Consider the following 15,687-nt stretch of genomic DNA (forward strand, 5'->3'; position numbering starts at 1 on the left):
GCGTTTCTTTGCTAACCGAACGCTTCGCCCGGAGCATGGTCCAGGAGTTCGTCGCCGTGTTCGTCGATCCAGGCGCCCAGGGCCTGCAGCGGGCCGTCGAGCAGGCTCTGGCCCAGGGGTGTGAGCTGGTAGTCGATCCGCAGGCCGGGGCCTTCGAGGCGGGTGAGCAGGCCGTTGCCGGTGAGGCGGTGCAGGGTCTGGGTGAGCATCTTGTCGCTGATTCCGCCGATCTGGGCGCGCAGTTCGCGGCGGCGCAGCGGGCCGTCGCGCAGGGCCGCCACCACCACGACGTCCCAGGTGTGGGCGAAGAGTTCGGTGGCGGCGCGCAGGCGGCAGTCGGCTACGAAGTCGTCGCAGTGCTCCTGGCTCATCGGGCCATGGTGGCATCTGGGCGCGCACCGATCGGTGCGTATCGGCTGCCTAGCGTTCCGGACATGAGAATCGGGATTCTGGGTACGGGGACGTTGGCCGCGGCTTTGGCGGCGGTCTGGGTGCGGGCCGGGCACGATGTGACCGTGGGTGGTCGTGATCGGGCCAAGGCCGACGCATTGGCCGCCTCGCTGGGGGCACGGGCCACGAGTCTGGAGCAGGCGGTCGCCGGCCAGGAGGTGGTGCTGCTGGCCGTGACCTGGGATGCGGTGAAGGACGTACTCGCCGCGGTGCAGTGCGATCTGGACGGCAAGGTGCTGATCGACCCGACGAATCCGGTCGCGCACGGTGAAGGGGTGGTGCTGGTGGAACCTGGGCGCTCGGCGGCGCAGGAGATCGCCGAACTGGCTCCGGGCGCGCAGGTGGTGAAGGCTTTCACGCTGTTCCCGGCTTCGGAATGGGGCACCGGCAGCCAGGTCACGGTGGCCTTGTGCGGCGACAGTGCACCAGCAACGGACGTTGTGGGCGCCTTGATCGCAGACGCGGGCGGGGTGCCTGCGCACCTGGGTCCGCTGAGCCGGGCGCGGCAACTGGAAGAGGTTGCGGGGTTTGTGATCGGCCTGGCGTTCAGCGGTCTTGATCCACGCAACGCAGTTCCGCACGTTCCGGCCCGTCCTTGACCGGCGTGCTGCGGCGGCGCTCCAGGATCATGCCCAGCGCACTGGCCAGAACCATGACGGCACCAGCGGCCAGCAGCGTGCGCGGTCCGAGGCCCATGGCCACGCCCGCCGCCGCAGCACCACCGGCCGAAGAGCCCACCTTCAAAGCGCCCATCGTCACGAACACCTGGGCGCGGGCCTCGGGTGGCGAGTAGCGGGACCGGGCGGCCAGGGTAGCGATGAAGTACGGGGCGTTGGCCGCGCCCAGCAGCAGGAAGGCGATCACGGCGAGCGGGTACCCCGGTGCCCCGGCGCACAGGGCGAAGGCCGCCCCGACCAGCGAAACCGTTATGACGACGGTGTTTTCTGGTTCGCCCGGCAACGGCCAGGCGATCAGCACCAGCGAACCGAGCAGGTAGCCCAGACCGAACACTGCGGTGAGCAGGCCCGCGGTACCGGCGGAGACCTGCAGATCGTCGGCCAGGGCAACCGCGATCACCGCCACCGCCCCGCTGGGAAAGGCGGTGACCAGCATGGCTGCCATCACCCGGCGCAGCGGACCGGGCGCGGTGAACAGGCTCAACGCGTTACGCAGGGGCAGCACCTGATCGGCCGGAACCGCGCTCCCAGCGGGTGGCAGGCTACGGATCAGCACGGCCGCGATCAGCGTGGTGAAGGCCAGGACCAGCAACGACGCGCGCGGTCCGGTGAACGTGGCCAGCAACGCCACCAGCGCTGCCCCGGCCGTACCGCCCAGCCCGTAGCTCAGCGAGTCCAGGCCCTGGGCCCGGCGCTGGGCCTGCTCATCCGGTGCCGCCAGTTCGCTCAGCCGGCTGCTCAGCCCACCGGTCAGCAGTGGCCCGCCCGCGCCCGCGATCACCACCAGCGCGAACACCAGCGTCAGTGGTGCGTGCCCCAACGCGAGCGCGGCCCCGGCGATCAGCAGCCCATACCCGGCGCAGACCGCCGCGATCAGCTGCCGACCGTCCCGGGAGCGGTCCAGCCACCGCCCGACCAGTGGCCCGAGCAGGTGCGGCAGCATCAGGCAGGTCACCAGCAACGCCCCCACCAGTTCCCGCCGCTCCAGGCCCGCGGCGGTGGCCGCCAGCAGGACGAATCCCACTGGGGCACCAGCATCTGCGCTGCGCGCGAGGGTGGCTGCGACCAGGTAACGCACCAGCGTCATCCGCATCGCACAGTTCTACCGCCTGGACGGCAGAAGCCGCAGAAACGCTCAGCGCGTGCGGTAATACGCGTAGATCAGCCCGCTGGCGAAAGCGCGCTGTTCCACCAGTTCCAGGTCCAGCCGCACACCCTCCGGGAAGAAACGCTTGCCCCCGCCGACCACACTGGTCGTGGTGAACAGCACGTACTCGTCCACCAGTCCTGCCCGGATCGCCTGCGCCGCCAAGGTAGGGCCGTCAATCGTCAGATCGTGCTCCGACTCGTCCTTCAGCCGGCGTACCGCCTCGGCGTCAAAGGTCCGCTCGAGCCTCGTTCGAGCGCTGGACACCGACTCCAGTGTGCTCGAGTAGACGACCTTCTGCGCAGCCTGCCAGTCCCGGGCGAACTCCACCACGAACGGCGGCGCCTCGGGCGCTTGGTCCGCCGTCTCCCAGAAGACCATCGTTTCGTACATCCGCCGCCCGTACAGGTAGGTGCCCACCAAACGGAACCGGTCCCCGATGAAGGTGTGCACCTCCTCGTCCTCGGCGCCGTGCCCGAGGTCGCCCTCGGCCGCCTCGGCGTAACCGTCGAGCGAGGTGATCATCGAGTAAATCAGCTTGGCCATGCAGTACTGACTTCCGCCGGGTCAGGAACTCATCGTGACCGACCCGGCCGACGAAAACGCCGCCGCGAGAGATCAACTCGCGGCGGCGTCCGTCATCAGGCAGTTCAGTCAGGCAGTTCAGTCAGGCACTTCGATCAGGCGGTTCAGCGACCGGACAGGCCCGCCTCGATCGCCTCGATGATGCGCGGGCGCATCTCCTGAGCGCTGACGATCGCGTCGACCGAGCCGACCTCGACCGCCCGGCGGATGCTGTGCACCTGGTCGAACTCCGCAGCCACCTCGGCGAGCTTCTCGGCCCGGACCGAGGCCTGCACCTCGACCAGGCGGCCGTTCACCGCCGCCCGGTCCGGAGCACTCGCGGCCAGGAGCTCGGCCTGCAGTTCGCTGACCCGCGGGTCGTTCGTCGTCCGCTTGTTGACCTCGCTGGTGAACACCACCGCGGCGGCGGGCGCACCACCCAGCACCGAGGCGAACGAGCCCTCCAGCGCCAGGACGGTCATGTTCGGGTTCAGCCGCTTGGAGAAGACCACGAACGCCCCACCGTGGTACCGCGAGATCACCGTGAAGATGATCGGGCCCTCGAAGTTGACGATGGCGCGGCCGATCTCGGCGCCGTACTCCAGCTGCAGCCGGCGCATCGACTCGGGCGAGCCGTCGAAACCGGACAGGTTGGCCAGCACCACCAGCGGGCGGTTGCCCGAGGCGGCGTTGATCGCCCGCGCGGTCTTCTTCGACGACTGCGGGAAAAGCGTTCCCGCGGTGTAGGTGTCCGGGCCGTCGGTGGGCGGGAAACCGCGCCGGGCGACCGAGCGGGACTCGATCCCGAGCAGGCAGACCGGGCGGCCGCCGATGTGCGCGTCCTGCACCACCGAGGTGTCGGCGTCGGCCATGCCCGCCCAGCGCTCCAGCACCGGGTGGTCCTGGTCGGACAGCGCGCGCATCACCGTGCGGATGTCGAACGGCTTCTTGCGGTCGGGGTTGTGCTGCGCCGAGAAGATCTCGCCGACCGTGGCGAACTCCTCGCCCGAAGGGTGCGGGAAGGAACGGATGTCGCGGTCGGCCGGGTCGGTGGTGGGCACTGCGCGCGGGCCGGACTCGCCCGGGGCGATGTAGGCGTGGTCGTAGTGCGCCATCAGGATGTTGCGGGCGCCGCCCAGGTCGGGCGCCCAGTACTGGGCCTGACCGTTGGGGCCCATCACCCGGTCGTAACCGCCGATGCCGAAGTTGTCCTCGGCCGAGACCCCGCCGGAGAAGTCCAGCGCCTGCTTGCCGGTGAGCACCATGGCCGAGTCCGGGGTCATCACCAGGATGCCCTTGGTGTGCATCAGCATGGTGGCCTCGGCGTTCCAGTACGGCTGGGCACCCACGTTGATCCCGGCCACCACGATGTTGATCTCGCCGCCGGCCTGGGTGAACTGGACGATCCGCTTCAGCGCGGCGGCCACCCAGTCCAGGTTCTCGCTGCCGGAGGTCATCGAGATCTTGGCGCCGGCCGAGAGCGAGTACCACTCCAGCGGCACCTGCATCTGCTCGGCCAGGTCGATCGCCGCGATCACCCGGGCGCACTCGGGCTCGGACAGCGAGCCCAGGGCCTTGGTCGGGTCACCGAGCAGCAGCACCCGGGTGACACCCTGCGGGTGCCGCTCGGTCGGCGTGGTGACCACCCCGGCCACGATCCCGGCGGTGTTGCCGCCCGGGTCCCGGTCGACCGGGACCAGCTTGCCGTCGGCCAGGTCGTGCTCGGTGAAGGCGCCGAGCATGCCGGTGAGTTCGTACGGGTACACGTTGCCGCGGGCGGCGGCCCGCAGCACCTTCTGCCGGTAGTCGTCCAGCGGCTGCACCGGCTCGGTGGAGGGCTCGCCGACCTCCAGCTCGGCCCCGCGGCCACCGGGCGCCGGGATGATCCGCACCTCGATGTCGGCCAGCTCGCCGGCCTCGTTGCGGCGCCGGGCGATGAACCGGACCTCTTCCAGCCCGGCCCCGACCACGGCCGGCAGCACCCGCTTGACCAGCATGCCGAGTTCCGGGTCGGTCAGGTCGGTGACCGGCCAGACGTACATCATGATCCGGTTGGTGGCCAGCCGCCGGTTCTGCGGGGCCCGGGTCTGCGCGGCCCGGATCGCGTCGACCGCGTTGATGATCGCGGCCTCGACGTTGGGCAGGGCGATCAGTTTGCCGTCGGCCTCGCGCTGCGGGGTCAGGTCGCGCACCTGGCCCATCACGAAGAGCCGCTCGTCGGCCGGGTTGCTGTGCGCGACCGCCTTGTAGAGGTAGATCTCCTCGTCGGCCGAGGGCAGCCGGGTGAGGTGGAACTCGCGCAGCCGCTGCAGCTGCAGACGCTGGGCGATCTGCGGGTGCAGGCCGCGGATCAGGCGGTCCTCCACCAGCCCCTCGGCCGAGGGCCGGAAGGTGAAGTGGTGGTGCATCACGGCCCCGGCGCGACCGGCGATGGTCACCGTGATCCGCCGCACCGCAGCCGGAACTTCCTGCGCGGTGAGGATTTCGGCCAGGCGCGCGGCGATGGCGTCGGTCTCGGGCAGTTCGTCCCAGGCCACGTACAGGTCGGCGACCAGGCCGCGCTCGGCCTCGTCGGCGGCCAGGCCGAACACGCCGCTCAGCGCGTCCGGCAGGGTTTCCAGGTCGGCCACCGTGGTGACGACCGTGGAACGACGCTCCGGACCGGTGTGCTCCGCCGTGACGAAGCGGCGCCCACCGACGTCCTTCGTTACAACTGCGCCGACCAGACCACGGTTGCCGTAGTAGCGGCGGGTGAGCACTTCCAGCAGCGCACTGTGGTCGACACCGTCCCGGCCGATGCGTCGGCCGATCAGCCGGACCAGCGGCTCGGGCCCGGCCACCATGGCCTGGATCCGCTCGGGCCGGTCGGGGGCGTCGGGCATCCGGTCGAGGTAGCGCAGGTCCTCGCTGACGGCGGCGTAGACGGTGGCGCGGTTACGGCGGAACAGGGGCTGGGTGAACCAGCGGAACACCACGCCCCGGGCCAGGTCCGACACCGCGGGGTAGCGCACCTGGGTGGCCTCGACCAGGTGGCGCAGCGCCGTACCGGCCCGCTCCCCCAGCTCCTTGTCCGGCGCCGACCCGGCCAGCCACTCCCGCAGCAGACCGGAGATCACCGTGGCCGACGACGAAAGCCGTTGCTGGGCCAGGAAGATACGGAAGACCGCGGCCTCCAGCTCGGGGGTGCGCTCCAGGTCGGTGACGTCGTAGTAGCCGAGCACCTGGGTCAGCCGGGCCTGGAAGACCGGGCTCACCCCGGCCCGCTCCACGTCCAGGCTCTGCAGGTAGCTGTGCAGGTACTCGCGCGGGCTGTGGACCAGGCTGCTGGCCTGCACCTCGACCCCGGTCTGGGGCCGGTTGCGGCTCAGCTCGGACAGGTCGGCGAACACGGTGAGCAGTTCGATCTCGGCCGGCAGCGGGCGGTCGGCGATCTCGGCGCGGGCGGCCAGGTACTCCTTGAGCACCGCCGGGCCGTCGGCCGGGGTGACGTCGAAGCCCAGCAGCAGACTGCGCAGATCGCGCAGCGCGCGATCGGCCCGCTCCTGCGCCGAATGGCCGGAAAGCTCGGCGGGCAGGTCGATCTCAGCCACCGCGGGCTCGGCCTGAGCCTCTTCGGCGGAGTCGGACAGCGGCTCCAGGCGCATCAGCGCGGCACCGGTCTCGACCTGGCTGCCCACCGACACCGGCAGCTCGCGCACCCGGGCCCGGAACGGCGCCCGGAGCACCGTCTCCATCTTCATGCTCTCGAGCACCAGAATCGGTGCGCCGGAGTCGATCTCGTCGCCGACCGCGACCGGCGTGGCCACCACCAGGGCCGGCGCGGGCGAGCGCACCACGCCACCCTCGTCCAGGCTGATCCGGTGCGCCACCCCGTCCACCTCGACCAGGTGGATCGGGCCGTGGGTGGCGGTGACCAGGCGGAAACGCTCGCCGTTGACCACGATCCGGCTGCTGTGGGCGTCGAAACGCTCGATGCTGACCTCGGCCGGGTGCACGTCGCCGCCGCCCGAGATCCCAACCTGGAAACGGGTGGCCCCGGTACGCGCCACCGCCACCCGGTAACCGACGCCCCGCAGCTTCAGGTCCAGCGGGCGTCCCGAATCGTGCTGCACCTGCGGACGGCCACCGTGCGCGGTGGTCAGCAGACGCTGCCGGCTGACCGCCTCCTCGCTCTGGTAGGCCTCGATCGCCGCAGCGGCCAGGGCGACCGCGGAGTGCCGCTGGGCGACCAGCCGGCCCTCGCCCCGCACCCGGTCGATCCAGCCGGTGTCGGCGCTGGCGTCGATCACCTCGGGCTGGTCGAGCAGGTCGATCACGAAACTCTTGTTGGTCGAGCCACCCTCGATGATCACCACCGTCTCGGCCATCGCCCGGCGCAGGCGGGCCAGGGCCTGCTCGCGGTCGCGGCCGTGGGCGATGATCTTGGCGATCATCGAGTCGAAGTCGGCCGGGATGGTGTCGCCCTCGCTGACCCCGGTGTCCACCCGGATGCCGGGGCCGGCCGGCAGCAGCAGGCGGGCGATCCGGCCGGGCGCCGGGGCGAAGTCCCGGTCGGGGTCCTCGGCGTTCAGCCGGGCCTCCACCGCGTGGCCGATCTCGGCCGGCGCGGAACCCTCCAGCCGGCCGCCCTCGGCCACCTGCAGCTGCAGGCGCACCAGGTCGGTGCCGGTGGTGATCTCGGTGATCGGGTGCTCGACCTGCAGCCGGGTGTTGACCTCGAGGAAGGCGAAGAGCTTCTCGGCCGGCTGGTACAGGAACTCGACCGTGCAGGCGCCGCGGTAGCCAACCTTGACAGCCAGGCGCTCCGCCGAGGCCTTGAGTTCAAGGGTCTGTTCCGCCGAGAGCACGGCCGAGGCCGACTCCTCGATCACCTTCTGGTTGCGCCGCTGCACCGAGCAGTCCCGTACCCCCAGGGCCCAGGCCGTGCCCTGACCGTCGGCGATCACCTGGACCTCGACGTGCCGGGCGCCGGTGACCAGGCTCTCCAGGAACAGCACGCCCGAGCCGAACGCCCGCAGCGCCTCGTCGCTGGTGCGCTGGTAGGCCTCGGTCAGTTCGGCGCCGTTGGCGACCTTACGGATACCGCGCCCGCCACCACCAGCGGTCGCCTTCAGCATCAGGGGGTAGCCCAGCCGCTCTCCGGTGGCCAGCGCGTGCTCCAGCGACTCCAGCGCGCCGCCGCTCCAGGGGGCGACCGGGACGCCGACCTCCTCGGCGATCAGCTTGGCGCCGATCTTGTCGCCGAGCCGCCGCATCGCCTCGGCGCTCGGGCCGACAAAGGTGATGCCGATCTTCTCGCACAGCTCGGCGAACGCCGGGTCCTCGGCCACGAAGCCCCAGCCGACCCAGGCCGCGTCGGCCCCGGTCTCGGTCAGGGCCTGCTCCAGCAGGGCCAGGTTCAGGTACGGGCGGGCCGAGGCCGGGCCGAGGTTGTACGCGATGTCGGCCTCGCGCACGAACGTCGCGTTGCGGTCGGCGTCGGTGTACAGCGCGACCGTCTCGATCCGCGCCCCGCTCTCGGCGGCCAGATCGCGGACGGCGTGGATGAGCCGCATCGCGGCCTCTCCACGGTTGACGATGGCGACACGACTGAACACCGGTGAAGTCCTCCCAGACACCTCATGAGCAAGGACGATCTCGACAGTCAGATCGTCCAGCGTCTTACTCTTACCGGGATGGAGGCCGCGCGCCATGTGCGCGAGGGGGTGGACACCGGGCTCGCCTTTGTAGCCTTCCTACAAAATCACTCACGGTAGAGACGGTGTAGCCGGACCGCGGTGATGCCTTCGGCCAAGGACGGGGCGATCAGCACGTCCGGCTCGGGCCGCGGGGCGAACGGCCGGCGTCGGTAGCCCAGTTGCTGCACAGCGTGATCGGCCTCGGCCTGGTCGGTGGTGTACAGATGGTCCTGCCGTTCCGGATGCCACAGCCGCAGCAGGCGGACGCTGTCCGGAGTCCGGCCGCCCGGGAGCACCCACAGCGAGTCAAAGCGTAGTTCGTCCCGGTAGCCCAGCCGCTGGATCGAGCGCCGCACCTCGACCGGGTCGGTGGTGTACAGGTGGTCCTGGGCCTGCGGGTGGTACAGCCGGTGCAGGGGTACGGCGTGCACCCCGGCATGAAGCAACGGACGCGGGAACACGTAGATCGGTGATGTCGCCTCGGTCTCGTCCCGGTAACCACGGACGATCGCGGTGCGTTTCTCGGCGAGGTTCGTGGTGTAGAGGTGGTCGGCTCCCGTCGAGGACAGACCACCTCTCGCCGAGGGTAGTCCGAGCAGGCTTCGGCGGGCCAGGCTCACAGCGGCTGCCAGACGTCGCTGAACTGGTACGGCGCGGCCGCCTCGGTGACCTTGGCGGTGAACACGTACGGCGCCGGATGCTCGACCTGCAGTTCGTACCCGTGCCGCATCGCCTGCTCGGCCACCGGCCGGCTGATCGTGCGCAGCTGCAGCCCCCGGCGTTCGTTCCACAACCGCATGAGCTGGACCGAGCGGGCCGGGGCCTCGGTCGGGTCGGTCACCGGGATCACCCAGACCGGTTGCTCCTCCTCGTACCCGCTGTTCTCCAGGGCGTAGGCGGCCTCACCCGCGTGAGCGGTGTAGAACCGGCGGCCGGCCCGGTACAGCCGGTGCAGACGGATCGCGCGGTGGCCCTCGTAGTACGTGGATTCCTTGAACACCCAGGTACGGACGGGGGCGGGCCACCTGCGCTGCGGAGGTGGGGCGGCGAGGGCACCGGTACCGCTGGTGGTGACCAGGCCGGAGGCGGCGGCGGTGACCGTGCCCAGACGTAACGCGGTCCGCCGGGTGGGCGTGGATTTGATCATGGCCTTCTCGGTGCTGGATGCATGGGGAAGCTCCGCCGGGCCCGAAGATCATTGCCCAGCAGCTGCTTCCGTCACCATCCCACCTACCCACCGGTCAGTCAGCCACCACGCCGCCCCTTTCACAACCGCATCTGCTGCACCTGGGCGGAGAGGCCGCCGTCGAGCACCCAGAGCTGGCCGGAGGCGTAGCGGGCCTCGTCGGAGGCCAGCCAGGTCACCAGATTGGCAACATCGTCCGGAGTGCCGTAGCGGCGCAGCGGATGGGCGTTGCGCGCAGCTTCTTCCGCCTGCTCCCGGCTCCAGCCTTTACGCCCCACGCTGTCGAAGAAGCTCTGCAGCATCGGGGTGTCGATGAACCCGGGGCAGACCGCGTTGACCCTGATCCCCTCCGGACCGTGGTCGACCGCCATCGCCCGGGTCAGCGCGTGCACCGCCCCCTTGGTGGCGCAGTAGGCGGCCAGCCGCGGATCGGCGATGAACCCGTCGTAGGAGCCGAAATTGATCACCGAGGCCCCGGTTCCGGCCGCGACCGCCCGGCGCAGGGCCGGCAGGGCGTACTTGGACATCAGGAACGTGCCGGTTACATTCACCGCGAACGAGTGGTTCCACTCCTGAAGCGACGTCTCCTCGATCGTCTTCTCCAGTTCGATCCCGGCCGCATTGACCAGGATGTCAAGAGCGTCCAACTGCTGCGTCACCGCACGCACCTCGTCCTCCGCGGTGACGTCCAAACGCAGTGTCCCCGAAACCAGATCGGCCGCCAGCACGGTGGCCCCTTCCCGCTCCAGCCGGGCCACCACCGCCCGGCCGATGCCCCCGCCCGCCCCCGTCACCAACGCGGTCCTACCCTCGAGCAGCATCCCGGCAGCCTCCGCAGCATCGGCGTAACCTGAACGTTCGTCCAGACATCTTGAACGATCGTTCAGGGCAGCCTACCTTCGGGGAATGACTTCCGTCACGGTCCAGGACGTCACCGACATCGCCTCGGGCTTCCACCCCGACGCCGCCCGGTCCATGTCTCTGCGCTCGGCCGCCTACACCGGGGCGCAGTGGCTGCAGGCCGACCTGACCGGCATCTTCGCCCACACCTGGCAGCTGGTCTGCCATGTCGAGAAGCTCCGAGCACCAGGCAGTTACGTGGCCGCCCAGGTGGCCGACCGACCGGTGGCCGTGGTTCGCGACCGCGAGGGTGGACTGCGGGCCTTCTACAACGTCTGCAAGCACCGGGCTCACGAGCTGCTGTTCGGATCGGGCACCACCAACAGCATCATCTGCCCGTACCACGCCTGGAACTACGACCTCACCGGGCAGCTCCGGGCGGCGCGGCGGGCCGACCGGATGGCCACCTTCGACAAGTCGCAGATCTGCCTGGACCAGGTCCAGGTCGAGGAGTTCGGCGGGTTCGTCTACGTGAATCTGGACGGCTCCGCCCCGGCGCTGGCCGAGCAGGCCGGGGATCTGCTCGAGGAGATCCGTTACTGGGCACCCGATGTGGAGCAGCTGACCCTGGCCAAGCGGCTGCACTACGACGTGCGGACCAACTGGAAGAACGTCATCGACAACTTCCTGGAGTGCTACCACTGCCACATCGCCCACCGCGAGTTCGTCGATCTGGTCGACATGGGCACCTACGACGTGAAGACCCACGGCATCTGGTCCAGCCACTTCGCCGAGGCGGGCAAGTCGGCCAACTCGGCGTACGACGTCTCCGGCGCCACCGTCACCCAGCACGCCGTCTGGTGGCTGTGGCCCAACACCTGCCTGCTGCGTTACCCGGGCCGGGGCAACTTCATGGTCTTCCAGGTGATCCCGGCCGGCCCCGACCGTACGCTCGAGACCTGGGACTTCTACCTGGAGACGACCGACCTGGAACCGGCCGAGGTGGAGTCGGTGAAGTACATCGACGAGGTGCTCCAGGTGCAGGACATCACCCTGGTGGAGAGCGTGCAGCGGGGCATGGGCACCCCGGCGTTCGACCAGGGCCGGATCGTCTACGACCCGGAGGGCACCGGGCTGTCCGAGCACGGTGTGCACCACTTCCACGGCCTGGTGCTGAACGCCTACCGCTCACTGGTGGGACTGCCCGAGGTGCACTACCCCGCCGCCCCGCGCCCCGCGTCCTCTGCTGTGGAGGCCTGAATGCCCCGGCCCGTCATCATCACCTGCGCGCCCACCGGTGGTATTCACACCCCGAGCATGTCGCCGTACCTGCCCCTCACGCCTTCGGACATCGCCCAGGCGTCCATCGAAGCCGCTGAGGCGGGCGCGGCGATCATCCACCTGCATGCCCGCAATCCCGAGACCGGGCAACCCGATCCCCGCCCCGAGTTGTTCCAGGAGTTCATGCCCCGGATCGCCCAGGCCTGCGATGCGGTGCTCAACGTCTCCACCGGTGGCGGGCTGGGCATGACCCGCGAAGAACGGCTCCGGGCGGCGGTGGCCACCTCACCGGAAATGGCCTCGCTGAATGTCGGTTCGCTGAACTTCGGCATCTTCGGCATGCTGGGCAGGCGCACGGACTGGAAGCACGAGTGGGAGCCCGCGTTCCTGGAGATGACCCGCGACTTCGTCTTCAAGAACACCTTCGCCGACCTGGAGTACGTGGTGAAGGAACTCGGGCACGGCCACGGCACCCGGTTCGAGTTCGAGTGCTACGACCTCGGGCACCTGTACAACCTGGCCTGGCTGATCGACCAGAACTGGCTTCAGCCACCGTTCTTCGTGCAGCTGGTGTTCGGGGTGCTCGGCGGCATGGGCGCGGACCTGGACAATCTGCTGCACCTGCACTCGGTCGCGCAGAGGCTGTTCGGCGGCAGCTACGAGTTCTCGGTGCTGGCCGCGGGCCGGCACCAGATGAACTTCGCCACCCAGGCAGCCCTGCTCGGCGGAAATCTGCGAGTCGGGCTGGAGGACAGCCTGTATCTGGGTCCGGGTGAACTCAGCCCGTCGAACGCCCATCAGGTGGCCAAGATTCGCGGCGTGATCGAAGCCCTGGGCTATCAGGTCGCCACGCCGGCCCAGGCTCGCGAGCGGCTGGGGTTGAAGGGAGCCGAAAATGTCACCTTCTGAACGGGTCACCGCACTTGGGGCCGGCCTGATCGGGCGCAGCTGGACCGCCCTGTTCCTGGCGGCGGGCAAGACCGTCACCGTCTACGACCCGGACATCGACGCCCAGGCCCGGGTTCATCAGACTCTGGCCGAAGCCTGGCCGGTACTGACCTCGCTCGGGCTCGCGAACGGCGCCATACCCGTCTCCAAGCTGCACTTCACCGATGATCCGATCGAGGCGGTACGACGAGCGGATTTCGTCCAGGAGAGCATCCCCGAACGGCTTGACCTGAAGCACCAGCTTTACGCCGCTGTCGAAACTTCCATTCCGGAAGGCACAATCGTCGCAACATCCGCTTCTGGCCTCACTCTGACCGAACTGCAGGCGGGCTGGAAGGATCCCGATCCCCTGGTCCTCGGCCACCCGTTCAACCCGCCTCACCTGATCCCGCTCGTCGAGGTCATGGGCAATCTCCGCACCGCCCCCGACGCTGTGGCCCGCGCCCGGGCGTTCTACGAATCGGTCGGCAAGGTCACCATCGAAGTGCGCCGCGAGGTTCCTGGTCACGTAGCCAACCGCCTTCAGGCTGCGCTCTGGCGTGAGGCAATTCATCTGGTGAACGAAGGGGTGGCAACGGTTTCCGACATCGACAAGGCGGTCTCGGCCGGGCCGGGGGTGCGCTGGGCAGCGATGGGCCCGACCACCTTGTTCCATCTCGGCGGGGACGACGGCGGCCTGGCCGACTTCTGCGAGCGCTACGCGGAGAGCTTCAACCGCTGGTGGGACGATCTGGGCACGCCGCATCTGGACGGCCCCACGGTAGAGCGTTTGGTACAGGGAATTGAGGACGCTGCACTGGGCGACATTCGTGAGCTCGCCAAGCGACGGGACGAGTTGGTCGAGAAGGTAGTGCGCGCTACTGCCGTTCAGAAGTCAGGCTGAGGCTCAGGTCCCAGAGTCGTTGTTGTACCTCGGGATCGTAGGCGCTGTCGTGGGCCCGGGCCGGACGGGTGCGGTCGAAGAACTGGCCGGTGACGCCGTCCAGGTCGGGGCTGTTGATCAGGCGCAGGGTGGCTTCGAGGCCGGTCTCCAGGGTGTCCACGGCCGGGCGGCGGGCCAGCACCATCTTGGTCGGCATGTAGGTGGCCGGGTGCAGGCTGTTCACGGTGATCCGGGCCGGGTCGAGTTCCTGCGCGAGCTTCTGGCCGTAGGTGACCATGGCGAGCTTGGACTGGCCGTAGGCCCGCAGCCCGGAGTAGTCGTGCTCGATCTGGGGGTCGGCGAAATCGATCGGGGCCTGGCCCAAGGACGACACGTGCACGATCCGGGCCGGGGCGCCGGTGTCCAGCCTGGGCAGGAGGCGTTGCGTCAGGGCGAACGCCGCCAGGTAGTTGACCGCAAACCGCAGCTCGTACCCGTCCTTGCTCAGTCTCCGGTCGTCGCCGTCCGGAGCGCCGCTACCGATGCCCGCGTTGTTCACCAGCACCGAGAGGTGATCGGTGAGCCCGGTCACCTCCTCGGCCATCCGGTGCACCTGGGCCAGGTCGGCGAAGTCGGCCTGAACCTTGTGCGCCGCCTCCAGCTTCTCGAGCCGGGCCGGATCCCGGCCGTGCAGGATCAGCGTGATGTCTGGCTGCGGGGCCAGGGCCTCGGCCAGCGCGCGGCCCAGCCCGTCGGTGGCTCCGGTGATCAGGACGACCCGGTTCGGCATGCGCTCATCCTTTCATCCGGCTCGTGGTGACGCTGTGCAGTCCTGCCTGCCCGTTTCTGTGCATGTTCTGCCTGGTCGGATGGGGAGGGGGTCACTCCAACGGGCGAGTTCGGGCTACCGGCGATACGTTCCGTAGCAATGGTGCGGTCCACTCCCGGATCCGGCCAGAACGGGAAAGGCGTACCGGTGAGAGTTGCCCTGCTGGCCCACCTGCACCATCCGATTGCCGAGCCGTTCGCGGGCGGGATGGAGATGCACACCTCGCTGGTGGCCGACGAGCTGGTCCGGCGCGGTCACGACGTGGTGCTGTTCGCCCGCGAGGGCAGCCGCACCCTGGCCAAGCTCCAGCCGGTGCTCGGCGACGACTTCGTCTACGGCGCCCGGCGGCACTGCGACTCGCGCGACGCCACGCTGGACGAGGCGATGCGGCGGGCGCTGGCCGGGATCCAGGCTGGTGGCTTCGACGTCGTGTTCAACAACAGCCTCAACCCGCTGCCGTACACCGAGCTCGAGCACCGGCCCATGCTCACCGTGCTGCACACCCCGCCCACGCTGGAGAAGGTCAACGCGGTGATCGAGTCGCCGGACTGGCGGCCCGGCCCGCAGCATGCCTTCGTCGCTGTCTCGCAGTTCAACGCCCGTGCCTGGCGCAGCCGTCTGCCCGAGGTCAGCACCGTTCCCAACGGGATCCGGCTGGAGCACTGGCGCCGGGCCGGTAAGCCCACCGACGACCTGGCCGTCTGGTCGGCCCGGATCACCCCGGAGAAGGGCCTGCACCTGGCCATCGACGCGGCGCGCCTGGCCGGGATGCGGGTCGAGTTCGCCGGTGTGGTGGGCGATCCGACGTACTACGAGGACGAGATCAAGCCCCGTCTGGGCCCGGACGTGCTCTACCGAGGCCACCTGAACCACCAGGATCTGGCCGCCCTGTTCGCCCGGGCCTCGGTGTTCCTGGCCACGCCGTTGTGGGACGAGCCGTTCGGGCTGTCCGCGGTCGAGGCGATGGCCTGCGGTACGCCGGTGGCCGCGCTGCCGAACGGCGCCTGCAGCGAGGTGGTGCTGCCCAAGGGTGGGGTTGTCGCCGCCAGCAGCTCGGAGATCGCGCTGGCCTGGGCGATCGAGCGGGCCCGGTGGCTGGACCGCGACCAGGTGCACCAGCACGCCCAGCGCTACAACGCGACCACGATGATGAACCGCTACGAGGACGCGCTGCGGCATCTGGCCGAACAGCCCACTCCGGTCCTCGAACCGATCTCTGCCTGAG

Annotated in this window: 13 protein-coding genes; 5 read left to right on the top strand and 8 right to left on the bottom strand. The window is 69.7% G+C overall.

The genetic code is table 11. The annotated features are described in order from the left end of the window. Nucleotides 1-11 precede the first annotated feature (11 nt). The gene (locus tag LR394_RS35915) at nucleotides 12-371 is read right to left on the bottom strand and encodes a winged helix-turn-helix transcriptional regulator (RefSeq protein ID WP_231449150.1); all 360 of its coding nucleotides are present in this window, start codon (nucleotides 369-371) and stop codon (nucleotides 12-14) included. 63 nt (nucleotides 372-434) lie between these two features. On the opposite strand from LR394_RS35915, the gene LR394_RS35920 reads away from it, so the two are divergent. Beyond that, nucleotides 435-1,049, top strand: coding sequence for an NADPH-dependent F420 reductase (locus tag LR394_RS35920; protein ID WP_231449151.1), 615 nt, complete (start codon nucleotides 435-437; stop codon nucleotides 1,047-1,049). On the opposite strand, the gene LR394_RS35925 is transcribed toward LR394_RS35920, so the two are convergent. From LR394_RS35925 to LR394_RS35950, 6 genes are all read right to left on the bottom strand, one after another. Then, nucleotides 997-2,220, bottom strand: a complete 1,224-nt coding sequence (locus LR394_RS35925; protein ID WP_231449152.1) for an MFS transporter — start codon at nucleotides 2,218-2,220, stop codon at nucleotides 997-999. The genes LR394_RS35920 and LR394_RS35925 overlap by 53 nt on opposite strands. 42 nt (nucleotides 2,221-2,262) lie before the next feature. Next, nucleotides 2,263-2,820, bottom strand: a complete 558-nt coding sequence (locus tag LR394_RS35930) for a dihydrofolate reductase family protein (RefSeq protein WP_231449153.1) — start codon at nucleotides 2,818-2,820, stop codon at nucleotides 2,263-2,265. Between the two features lie 143 nt (nucleotides 2,821-2,963). Continuing rightward, a complete protein-coding gene (locus LR394_RS35935; RefSeq protein ID WP_231449154.1) occupies nucleotides 2,964-8,435 on the bottom strand; it encodes an ATP-binding protein in 5,472 nt (1,823 codons plus the stop codon). A 146-nt stretch (nucleotides 8,436-8,581) separates the two neighbouring features. Beyond that, nucleotides 8,582-9,136, bottom strand: a complete 555-nt coding sequence (locus tag LR394_RS35940; RefSeq protein ID WP_231449155.1) for a hypothetical protein — start codon at nucleotides 9,134-9,136, stop codon at nucleotides 8,582-8,584. Next, nucleotides 9,133-9,663, bottom strand: coding sequence for a hypothetical protein (locus tag LR394_RS35945; RefSeq protein WP_231449156.1), 531 nt, complete (start codon nucleotides 9,661-9,663; stop codon nucleotides 9,133-9,135). The genes LR394_RS35940 and LR394_RS35945 overlap by 4 nt, the downstream gene beginning before the upstream one ends. 119 nt (nucleotides 9,664-9,782) lie before the next feature. Further along, nucleotides 9,783-10,523 (bottom strand): SDR family NAD(P)-dependent oxidoreductase, encoded by a 741-nt coding sequence (locus tag LR394_RS35950; RefSeq protein WP_231449157.1) that lies wholly within the window; start codon nucleotides 10,521-10,523, stop codon nucleotides 9,783-9,785. Between the two features lie 85 nt (nucleotides 10,524-10,608). Here LR394_RS35950 and LR394_RS35955 point away from each other — a divergent pair, with 85 nt between their 5' ends. Genes LR394_RS35955 through LR394_RS35965 form a run of 3 tightly spaced genes read left to right on the top strand, consistent with a single transcriptional unit; the run spans nucleotide 10,609 to nucleotide 13,654 of the window. Then, nucleotides 10,609-11,802 (top strand): aromatic ring-hydroxylating oxygenase subunit alpha, encoded by a 1,194-nt coding sequence (locus tag LR394_RS35955; protein WP_231449158.1) that lies wholly within the window; start codon nucleotides 10,609-10,611, stop codon nucleotides 11,800-11,802. Further along, on the top strand, nucleotides 11,803-12,732 hold the full coding sequence (locus tag LR394_RS35960; RefSeq protein WP_231449159.1) for a BKACE family enzyme: 930 nt from the start codon (nucleotides 11,803-11,805) through the stop codon (nucleotides 12,730-12,732). It abuts the gene before it with no gap. Beyond that, a complete protein-coding gene (locus LR394_RS35965; RefSeq protein ID WP_231449160.1) occupies nucleotides 12,719-13,654 on the top strand; it encodes a 3-hydroxyacyl-CoA dehydrogenase NAD-binding domain-containing protein in 936 nt (311 codons plus the stop codon). Before LR394_RS35960 ends, LR394_RS35965 begins: the two co-directional genes overlap by 14 nt. Here LR394_RS35965 and LR394_RS35970 read toward each other — a convergent pair. Beyond that, nucleotides 13,629-14,423, bottom strand: coding sequence for an SDR family NAD(P)-dependent oxidoreductase (locus LR394_RS35970; protein ID WP_231449161.1), 795 nt, complete (start codon nucleotides 14,421-14,423; stop codon nucleotides 13,629-13,631). The two genes, LR394_RS35965 and LR394_RS35970, sit on opposite strands and share 26 nt — an antisense overlap. 186 nt (nucleotides 14,424-14,609) lie before the next feature. Here LR394_RS35970 and LR394_RS35975 point away from each other — a divergent pair, with 186 nt between their 5' ends. Then, nucleotides 14,610-15,686 carry a glycosyltransferase gene (locus LR394_RS35975; RefSeq protein WP_231449162.1) on the top strand — a complete coding sequence of 359 codons (1,077 nt, stop codon included), beginning with the start codon at nucleotides 14,610-14,612 and terminating at the stop codon, nucleotides 15,684-15,686. Nucleotide 15,687: the final 1 nt, after the last annotated feature.

The sequence above is a fragment of the Kineosporia babensis genome, from assembly GCF_021129305.1.
Taxonomy (GTDB): Bacteria; Actinomycetota; Actinomycetes; order Actinomycetales; family Kineosporiaceae; genus Kineosporia; species Kineosporia babensis.